A 7,941-nucleotide genomic window follows, 5' to 3' on the forward strand; every position below is an offset into this window, starting at 1 on the left:
TGCGGCTTGTCGGGCGGCCGCGGGAGCTCGGCGGACACTAGGCCCGCGCCATCACCAGGCAGCCGTTGGTGCCGCCGAACCCGAAGCTGTTGCTCATCACGGTCTCGAGCGGCTTGTCCACGCGGGCGCGGACGATGGGCAGGTCGGCGAAGGCCGGGTCCAGGTTCTCGATGTGGGCGCTCTCGGCCACGAAGCCGTTGTTCAGCATCAGCAGCGAGTAGATCGCCTCCTGCGCGCCCGCCGCGCCCAGGCTGTGGCCGGTCAGCGACTTGGTGGACGAAATCAGCGGGGCCTTGTCGCCGAAGACCGCGCGCACCGCCTCCATCTCCTTCACGTCGCCCACCGGCGTGCCGGTGCCGTGCGGATTCAGGTAGTCGATCTTGCGGTTGTCGGGGTTGGCGAGCCGCATGCAGCGGGCCGCGCCCTCGCCCGACGGCGCCACCATGTCGAAGCCGTCGGAGTTCGCGGCATAGCCCACGATCTCGCCGTAGATCTTGGCGCCGCGCGCCTTGGCCCGCTCGTACTCCTCGAGCACGACGATCCCAGCGCCGCCGGCGATCACGAAGCCGTCGCGGTCGACGTCATAGGCGCGGCTGGCCGTCTCGGGCCGGTCGTTGAACTTCGACGCCATGGCGCCCATCGCGTCGAACAGCACCGAGAGCGTCCAGTCCAGCTCCTCCGTGCCGCCGGCGAACACCACATCCTGCTTCCCCATCAGGATCTGCTCGTAGGCCACCCCGATGCAGTGGGTGGAAGTGGCGCAGGCCGAGCTGATCGAGAAGTTCAGGCCCTTGATCTTGAACCAGGTGGCGAGCGTCGCCGACGGGCCCGAGCTCATCGCCTTGGGCACCGCGAACGGACCGACGCGCTTGGGACCGCGCTCCTTCGCCGTCTGGGCGGCCTCGACGATGGTGCGGGTCGACGGGCCGCCGGCGCCGACGATCAGGCCGGTCCGCTCGTGGCTGACCTCGCCCTCCTCGAGCCCGGAGTCGGCGATCGCCTGCTCCATGGCGATGTGGCTGAAGCCCGTGCCCTGGGCGAGGAAGCGGGCGGCGCGGCGGTCGACCTGCGCTTCCCAGTCGATGCGCGGCGGCGCGTGCACCTGGCAGCGGAAGCCCAGCTCCGCGTACTCGGGCGCGGCGGTGACGCCGGACTTGGCCTCCCGAAGTGCGGCCAGCACCTCGTTGGTGTTGTTGCCGATGGAGGAGACGATCCCCATCCCGGTGACGACCACGCGGCGCATCAGACTGCTCCTCCGAACTCGCCTGGTTCAGACCAGGTCTTCGGGCTTGAAGAGGCCCACACGCAGGTCCCTGGCCTCATAGATGGGCTTGCCGTCCGCCAGGAGAACCCCGTCGCCGACGCCCATGACCAGTTTGCGCAGGATCACGCGCTTCAGGTCGATCTTGTACGTGACCTTTGTGACCTTTGGCGTCACCTGGCCCGTGAACTTCACCTCGCCCACGCCCAGGGCGCGGCCACGGCCCGGCGCGCCGCTCCAGCCCAGGAAGAAGCCCACCAGCTGCCACATGGCGTCCAGGCCCAGGCAGCCGGGCATCACCGGGTCGTTGATGAAGTGGCACGCGAAGAACCAGAGGTCATCGCGGATATCCAGCTCGGCCTCGACGTGGCCCTTGCCGTGGGCGCCGCCGGTCGCGTTGATCTGGGTGATCCGGTCGAACATCAGCATCGGCGGCGCCGGCAGCTGGGCGTTGCCCGGACCGAACATCTCGCCGCGCGAACAGGCCAAAAGGTCTTCGTAGGTGAAGCTGGATGGCCGCGTCGGCACGTCGTTCATTCGAGGAAGCCTTGATCTAGGAGGCGCCGGGCCTAGCACGGCGGAGCGCGTTCCGCAAAAGTGGCCGCCGGTTTTGCGACAAGAACGCGCTCAACCCTTTGAATGTAGAGCCTGTTCTGACCAGAACAGGCTTGGCGTAGCGCCTCAACGACATTGCGGGGACTCGGCTGTGCCCCAGAGGGTTCCCTGGCGCGCCCATCCGGCCTCGCCGCCGGCCCTCACCTTGCACCAGCCCTTCTCGCACCGGTCGAGCGAAGCCATGGCGCGGGCGTTCAGGAAGGCGGCCGCCTCGGCCCCCGCCTTCGGCCGGCGCAAGAGGGGCGCGGGCCGGTTCTGCAGGTTGATCACCGCGCGGCGTCCGTCGGTGACGCGCTTGTGCACCCAGGCCAGCCCGCCCTCGGGATCGCAGACGCGCCGCCACTCGCTGGTCTCGGCCACCACCTGCACCGGCAGGCCCTTGGTGCGATAGACCCACAGCAGGCGATGGTCGTCGCCGGGGCCCGCGCGGGCGTTCACCTTGCCGAACTTCAGGGTCACGTAGCGGGGCACCGGATAGCCCGACGGCGTGGGCCGATCGGCCGCCTGGGCCGCCCCGGCGAGCGCCAGGACCGCCACGGCTGCGAGCGCCGCGCCCTTCGGCGCCCTTCCCTCCAGGTTACTCAACCCTGCCGCCTCGCCTTGGCCGTGACTGGCCCCCCTGCTAAGGGTTCCGCAAATCAGCGCCGGGACGGCGCCGGTAACGACCCTTTCTCCCGTAGGCACATGGCCGCCCGCAAGCCGAAAGTCATCGTCACCCGCAAACTGCCGGATCCGGTCGAGACCCGGATGCGGGAGTTGTTCGACACCGAGCTCAACGTCGGCGACGAGCCGATGAGCCGCAAGGCGCTCATCGAGGCGATGGGGCGCTGCGACGTCCTGGCGTCCACGATCACCGACAAGATCGACGCCGGCCTGATCGAGAAGGCCGGCGAGCGGCTGAAGCTGATCGCCAACTTCGGCGCCGGCGTCGATCACATCGACGTGGCCGCGGCCAACGCCAAGGGGATCATCGTCACCAACACCCCCGGCGTACTCACCGAGGACACCGCCGACCTGACCATGACCCTGATCATGGCCACGCTCCGCCGGGTGATCGAGGGCGCGAACGCCGTGCAGGCGGGCGAGTTCACCGGCTGGGCGCCCACCTGGATGCTGGGCCACCGGGTCACCGGCAAGCGGCTGGGGATCATCGGCATGGGCCGGATCGGCGCCGCCGTGGCCCGCCGCGCCAAGGCCTTCGGCCTGCAGATCCACTATCACAACCGCAAGCCCGTCAGCCACGTGGTGGCCGACGAGCTGGAAGCCACCTACTGGGACAGCCTGGACCAGATGCTGGCGCGGGTGGACATCGTCTCGGTGCACGCGCCCGCCACACCGTCCAGCTTCCACCTGCTGTCCGCCCGGCGGCTGAAGCTGCTCCAACCGCATGCCGTGGTGATCAACACCTCACGCGGCTCGATCATCGACGAACAGGCGCTGGCCGACCTCCTGGTCGAGGGCAAGATCGCCGGCGCCGGCCTCGACGTGTTCGAGCATGAGCCGCGGATCAATCCCAAACTGCTCAAGCACCCCAACGCGGTGCTCCTGCCCCACATGGGCTCGGCCACGGTCGAAGCCCGGGTCGACATGGGCGAGAAGGTGATCATCAACATCAAGACCTGGATGGACGGCCACCGCCCGCCCGATCGGGTCTTGCCCCAGATGCTGTAACACCGATACGGCTGTCACGCGGGCCGCGACGCCCCGTGCCGTTGACGCGTGCGGGGCCGTGACGGCAACCTTCTCATCGGGAGGAAGGCCGAGAGCCTCAAGGATGCTCACTCGCCGGTCGATGATAGCGGTCGGAGCCGCGGCGCCCGCGCTGGCGCCCGCCGCCGTCCGCGCGGAGGGCGCGCCGCCCACGCCGCCCAGCCTCGACGAGCTGCTGAAGGCCCCCTACGTCCACGACGCCGCCATCTCGCCCGACGGCGAGCAGCTGGCGATCCTGCGCACCCAGGTGAAGGACGGGAAGACCTCGGCCTACGTCGCCATCTCGCGGATGGACGACCTCTCCGCCCAGCCCTCGGTGGCGTTCATCGGCGAGCAGGACGTGCGCCGGGTCGAGTGGGCCAACAACGAGCGCCTGCTGATCTGGATCACCTTCTACCGCGACGACAAGAACATCCCCTACGGCCTGTGGTTCTACGACACCTTCGTCCCGATCCCGGTGCGCCGGGTGATCTCGGTGGACCTGAAGGGCCAGGACTCGGTGATCATGTTCGCCGGGGTGAAGTCCTTGCTGAAGCGCGGCTTCGACGCGTCCCGCGTGGTCGACTACCTGAAGGACGACCAGCGCGCGATCCTGATGCAGGCGTGGAACGACAGCCGCGGCAGCTACGGGCTCTACAAGGTCGACGTCTACACCGGCGCCGCCACGCTGCTGGAGCAGGGCGTCTCGGCCACCGACTCCTGGCTCACCCAGGGCGGCGTGCCGATGCTGCGCATGGACTCGAATTCGCGCGGGACGATCGGCTGGGTCTACGGCCGCGCGCCGGGCGAGAAGGACTGGAAGCTCATCCGCAAGTCGCGGCTGAACGAGCTCAAGAAGCTGCACGATTTCGACGTCGTGGGTCCGACCCAGAAGGCCGGCGTGTTCCTGGTCTGCCAGCGGATGGAGGGCAAGGACACCAGCGTCATCCGCACCTACGACATCGCCAGGCTGGAGTTCGGCGAGGTGGTGGCCGAGCGGCCCGGCCGCGACTTCGAGTCGGCCTTCGTGGACGAGAACCTGCGGCTGGTCGGCGGCGCCTTCTGGGACGACCGCCTCAACTACCACTTCACCGACCCGTCGCTGGCGGCGCACTTCAAGGCGATCAACCGGGCGCTGAAGGACAACTGCAACGTCCAGCTCTACGACATCGACCTGGACCACAAGCGCATCCTGCTGAAGGTCACCGGCCCGCAGGAGCCGGGCTCGTTCCAGGTCTACGACCGCGAGCGGCGGGCGCTGGAGTACGTGGGTCTCTCAAAGCCCTGGCTGCCGCCGCAGCGGCTCGCCGCCACCGAGGCCATCCGCGTGAAGACGCGCGACGGGGCCGAGATCACCAGCTACCTGACCACGCCGATCAACGGGGCCGGCGGCCAGCTGCCGATGGTGGTGATGCCCCACGGCGGCCCCGAGATCCGCGACTACCTCGACTACGATGTCACGGTGCAGGCGCTGGCGGCGCGCGGCTGGCTGGTGCTGCAGCCGAACTTCCGCGGCTCGGGCGGCTACGGCAAGGCGTTCGCCGAGCTGGGCAAGCGCCAGTGGGCCGACCGCATGCAGGACGACGTCGAGGACGCCGTCGCCCACGTGGTGGCCTGCGGTAAGGCCGACCCCGCACGCCTCGCCATCTTCGGCGCCAGCTACGGCGGCTACGCGGCCCTGATGGGCGCCGTGCGCAAGCCCGGGATGTACAAGGCCGTGGTGTCGGTGGCCGGCGACGCCGATCTGATCGAGAGCCTGGCCTTCTCCCGCCGCGAGGACGGCGCGGATTCGCCCGCCTACGCCTACTGGTGCGGCTCGATGGGCGACCCCGCGAAGGACGCCGACCTCCTGGCCCGCGCGTCACCCGCCCGCCGCGCCGCCGAGATCACCGCGCCGGTGCTGCTGATCCACGGCGCCGAGGACACCATCGTCGACCCGAAGCAGTCCCGACTGATGGCCAAGGCCCTGAAGGCGGCCGGCAAGACCTGCGAACTGGTCGAGCTCAAGGGCGAAGGCCATCGCAACTGGTCCGACGACACCTGGAAGACGGTGCTGACAAAGGTCACCGACTTCATCGGGACGCGGATCTAGCGGAGCGCTTCAGCTGAAGGCGGTGTTGCGCTCGAGCGCGTTGAGGCGGTCCAGCATCGAGAGGATGGTGCGGACGAAGAAGACGAGGGCCACGAACAGGCCCAGAAAGGGCACGAGTGCGGATAGGGTCCACACCCAAGTCCTGACAGCTTGCTTCCTCGCCATGAGAAAGATGACCGCCGCATAGATCGTCTGGATGAACAGCAGCGGAATTAGCTGAAACATCAAGACGCTCTCCGAATCGCTCAGGTTATCCACCCGACCCTATTCACGCCCTGGTTGCCGTCAATCGGCCCCGCACACCGGACAGGCCGGGTCGCCCGCTACCCGCACCGTTCGTGTTTCGCCCGCCAGCGCATCGTAGATCAACAACCGTCCGGCCAGCGGCTCACCGGCGCCGGTGACGATCTTCACCGCCTCCAGCGCCATCATGCTCCCCACCACGCCCGCCAGCGCGCCCACCACCCCCACGGCCACGCAGGTCTCCGCGTCCGGCGGGATCTCCGGCACCAGGCAGCGGTAGCAGGGCTGCCGTCCGAACACGCCCACCTGGCCGGTCCAGCGGCCGATGGCGCCGGACACCAGCGGCTTGCCGTGCCGGACGCAGGCGTCGTTCACGCAGTAGCGCACCCCGAAGTCGTCGGTGCCGTCCAGCACCAGGTCCACGCCGTCGACGAGCTCGTCCGCGCTTTCCGCGTCAAAGGCGCCGTTGAAGCCCGCCACGAAGACGTGCGGGTTCAGCGCATGCAGGCGGTCGGCGGCGGCCTCCACCTTGGGCCTCCCTAAGTCGTCCGAGGCGTAGATCACCTGGCGCTGCAGGTTCGAGACGTCCACCTCGTCCGGATCGGCCAGGATGATGGTGCCGATCCCCGCCGCGGCGAGGTACAGCGCCGCCGGCGAACCCAGGCCGCCGGCGCCCACGATCAGCGCGGTTGCGGCCTTCAGCTTCTGCTGGCCGGGACCGCCCACCTCGCGCAGCACCAGGTGGCGGGCGTAGCGCTCGATCTCCTCGTCGCTGAAACTCATTCCCTAGGACCTCGCAGGGGCGGGCACTTGACCTCGCTGGGCGGTGTCCTCACATCGGCCCGGATGGCGAATAACTCAAGCTTTCCCGACTGGCACGGCACCACGATCCTGGCGGTGCGCAAGGGCGGCAAGACCGTCGTGGCCGGCGACGGTCAGGTCTCCATGGGCCAGACGATCGTCAAGGGCACGGCGCGCAAGGTGCGAAAGCTGGCGGGAGGCCGGGTGATCGCGGGCTTCGCCGGCTCCACCGCCGACGCCTTCACCCTGATCGAACGTCTCGAGGCCAAGCTCGAGCAGTATCCCGAGCAGCTGGCGCGGGCCTGCGTCGACCTCGCCAAGGACTGGCGCACCGACCGCTACCTTCGCCGCCTCGAGGCGATGCTGATCGTGGCCTCCAAGGACGAGATCTTCACCGTCACCGGCGTCGGCGACGTGCTGGAGCCCGAGCATGGCGTGGCCGCCATCGGCTCCGGCGGCAACTATGCGCTCGCCGCGGCGCGGGCCCTGATCGACGTCGACGGACTGGACGCCGAGGCCACCGCCCGCAAGGCCATGGCCATCGCCGCCGAGATCTGCGTCTACACCAACGGGGAGCTCACGGTTGAGGTGCTCTAAGGAAGCCAGCGCCCCCTCCACCACTTCGTGGTTCCCCTCCCCCATTGGCATGGGGGAGGAACTTGGCCGGTTGATACGCCAAAGTTCCTCACCCGCTCGCGGGGGAGCGGGACCGCGAAGCGGTGGAGGGGGCGCTGCGACCGCGCTGAGCCTGTTGCTGCTCGCCACCCCCGCCCTCGCCAAGGACATCGATCCCGCCCCCGTCGTCGCCGCCGAGCGCGCGTTCGCGGCCGACGGGCTGGAGCTCGGCGTGCAGGCCAGCTTCTTCAAGCACTCCGCCCCCGACGGCATCGTCTTCGGTCCCGAGCCGATCCTGGCCAAGGCGGCGTTCGGTGAGCCGCGGCCCAAGGGCCGGCCGCTGGTCTGGTGGCCGCTGTGGGCCGCCATCGCCCGCTCGGGCGATCTGGGCTTCACCACCGGCCCCTACACCTCGGACGGCAAGCCAGGCGGCTACTACTTCACCGTCTGGGGCAAGCAGCCCGACGGGTCGTGGAAGTGGCTGTACGACGGCGGCCCACCCAGCGACCAGACCGGCGCCGCGCCCAAGGACTCGCCCGTCGCCTACGCGAAGCTGTCGTCCCGCCGCGCCGGCTCGCCCGGCAAGGCGATGGCTGAGGTGACCGAGGCCGAGAAGACCCTGCAC

At 69.4% G+C, this 7,941-nt stretch carries 8 protein-coding genes and 1 pseudogene; 4 read left to right on the top strand and 5 right to left on the bottom strand.

All coding sequences use genetic code 11. From position 1 onward, the window contains the following. Positions 1-37: 37 nt before the first annotated feature. The 3 genes from fabB to VGD44_RS23995 all read right to left on the bottom strand — a co-directional run bounded on the left by fabB (position 38) and on the right by VGD44_RS23995 (position 2,461). Positions 38-1,243 (bottom strand): beta-ketoacyl-ACP synthase I, encoded by a 1,206-nt coding sequence (fabB, locus tag VGD44_RS23985; RefSeq protein WP_331090903.1) that lies wholly within the window; start codon positions 1,241-1,243, stop codon positions 38-40. 27 nt (positions 1,244-1,270) lie between these two features. Beyond that, positions 1,271-1,798 carry a 3-hydroxyacyl-[acyl-carrier-protein] dehydratase FabA gene (fabA, locus tag VGD44_RS23990; RefSeq protein ID WP_331090904.1) on the bottom strand — a complete coding sequence of 176 codons (528 nt, stop codon included), beginning with the start codon at positions 1,796-1,798 and terminating at the stop codon, positions 1,271-1,273. Positions 1,799-1,942: 144 nt separating this feature from the next. Further along, positions 1,943-2,461: an SH3 domain-containing protein gene (locus VGD44_RS23995; protein WP_414694722.1), complete on the bottom strand. Its 519-nt coding sequence runs from the start codon at positions 2,459-2,461 to the stop codon at positions 1,943-1,945. Positions 2,462-2,560: 99 nt separating this feature from the next. Here VGD44_RS23995 and VGD44_RS24000 point away from each other — a divergent pair, with 99 nt between their 5' ends. Both VGD44_RS24000 and VGD44_RS24005 read left to right on the top strand, forming a co-directional pair. Then, on the top strand, positions 2,561-3,547 hold the full coding sequence (locus VGD44_RS24000) for a D-glycerate dehydrogenase (protein WP_331090905.1): 987 nt from the start codon (positions 2,561-2,563) through the stop codon (positions 3,545-3,547). A gap of 103 nt (positions 3,548-3,650) precedes the next feature. After that, positions 3,651-5,657, top strand: coding sequence for an alpha/beta hydrolase family protein (locus VGD44_RS24005; RefSeq protein ID WP_331090906.1), 2,007 nt, complete (start codon positions 3,651-3,653; stop codon positions 5,655-5,657). Positions 5,658-5,666: 9 nt separating this feature from the next. Here the strand turns inward: VGD44_RS24005 and VGD44_RS24010 are convergent, their stop codons facing one another. Both VGD44_RS24010 and VGD44_RS24015 read right to left on the bottom strand, forming a co-directional pair. Next, on the bottom strand, positions 5,667-5,882 hold the full coding sequence (locus VGD44_RS24010) for a hypothetical protein (protein ID WP_331090907.1): 216 nt from the start codon (positions 5,880-5,882) through the stop codon (positions 5,667-5,669). Positions 5,883-5,942: 60 nt separating this feature from the next. After that, on the bottom strand, positions 5,943-6,683 hold the full coding sequence (locus VGD44_RS24015) for a molybdopterin-synthase adenylyltransferase MoeB (RefSeq protein WP_331090908.1): 741 nt from the start codon (positions 6,681-6,683) through the stop codon (positions 5,943-5,945). Positions 6,684-6,746: 63 nt separating this feature from the next. On the opposite strand from VGD44_RS24015, the gene hslV reads away from it, so the two are divergent. Together hslV and VGD44_RS24025 are read left to right on the top strand one after the other, a co-directional pair. Beyond that, the gene (hslV, locus tag VGD44_RS24020; RefSeq protein ID WP_331090910.1) at positions 6,747-7,298 is read left to right on the top strand and encodes an ATP-dependent protease subunit HslV; all 552 of its coding nucleotides are present in this window, start codon (positions 6,747-6,749) and stop codon (positions 7,296-7,298) included. Between the two features lie 154 nt (positions 7,299-7,452). Beyond that, a pseudogene (locus VGD44_RS24025) lies at positions 7,453-7,941 on the top strand (DUF4440 domain-containing protein); the annotation flags it as partial.

It is taken from the genome of Phenylobacterium sp., assembly GCF_036402295.1.
Taxonomy (GTDB): Bacteria; Pseudomonadota; Alphaproteobacteria; order Caulobacterales; family Caulobacteraceae; genus Phenylobacterium.

What these genes read in the sequence shown, in the direction of transcription:
- fabB (WP_331090903.1), bottom strand. Translation starts at nt 1,243, where the DNA reads ATGCGCCGCGTGGTCGTCACCGGGATGGGGATCGTCTCCTCCATCGGC.
- fabA (WP_331090904.1), bottom strand. Translation starts at nt 1,798, where the DNA reads ATGAACGACGTGCCGACGCGGCCATCCAGCTTCACCTACGAAGACCTT.
- VGD44_RS24000 (WP_331090905.1), top strand. Translation starts at nt 2,561, where the DNA reads ATGGCCGCCCGCAAGCCGAAAGTCATCGTCACCCGCAAACTGCCGGAT.
- VGD44_RS24005 (WP_331090906.1), top strand. Translation starts at nt 3,651, where the DNA reads ATGCTCACTCGCCGGTCGATGATAGCGGTCGGAGCCGCGGCGCCCGCG.
- VGD44_RS24010 (WP_331090907.1), bottom strand. Translation starts at nt 5,882, where the DNA reads ATGTTTCAGCTAATTCCGCTGCTGTTCATCCAGACGATCTATGCGGCG.
- VGD44_RS24015 (WP_331090908.1), bottom strand. Translation starts at nt 6,683, where the DNA reads ATGAGTTTCAGCGACGAGGAGATCGAGCGCTACGCCCGCCACCTGGTG.
- hslV (WP_331090910.1), top strand. Translation starts at nt 6,747, where the DNA reads ATGGCGAATAACTCAAGCTTTCCCGACTGGCACGGCACCACGATCCTG.